This window comes from Paenibacillus sp. GXUN7292, assembly GCF_050864975.1.
In the GTDB taxonomy this organism is placed as follows: Bacteria; Bacillota; Bacilli; order Paenibacillales; family Paenibacillaceae; genus Pristimantibacillus.
The window spans coordinates 1-638 of sequence record NZ_JBOZWO010000110.1; the positions used below are offsets into that span (position 1 = coordinate 1).

General features: G+C 41.5%; 1 protein-coding gene. It reads left to right on the plus strand.

Annotation, left to right across the window (positions count from 1 at the left end; genetic code table 11):
• On the plus strand, positions 1-303 hold a 303-nt coding region (locus ACRRU2_RS28600), incomplete at its 5' end, for a DUF4256 domain-containing protein (RefSeq protein ID WP_432506845.1).
• Between the last annotated feature and the right edge of the window lie 335 nt (positions 304-638).

Genomic DNA, 638 nt, shown 5'->3' on the forward strand with positions numbered 1-638 from the left:
AGAAGTATTTGTTATGACCATGCGGCGCTGGAGGCAAGAAAGCAGCATAAACCAGAAAATAGCGCTATAAATATGGCGGCTGATATGGGCATTGAGATTTTAACGGAAGAACAATACAGAGAGCTGCAGAAGCTTGGAAATTTTGATATGAAAACATCGAGCTGGATTAAAACACCTGCTGAGATTAGAAAGCTCGGCGGTGCTATTTTTGCTGATTATCGTTATGGCAATGTGTTCGTGTATCATAATGGTGCGGATTCCTATTATGGAGCTAGGGGATTCCGCGGTTCACTGAAAGTTTGAATTTTGCGCAGACAGCGAGGTGTACTGCGCCTTGTTGAACTCACAATCGCAGGAACTAGGAACGTAGCACGTTTATACGTACATTGTGATCATTTAAACTAGTCAATCGGACATTATTGACCGTTAGCGTCGATTATTCGAAAATTTCACTTTCTTACGGACATTAATGTCCGTAAGCGGGGGAAATCTCGGAGAAAACCCGGAAATTTTCTTCTAACGGTCACTATTGTCCGTGAGAACAGCGGATATATTTAAATTTTGGTTCTAAGGGTCATTATTGACCGCTTGATAGGTGCGATAACGCATCTGACTATTGTGAACAATTAAAGCATTCA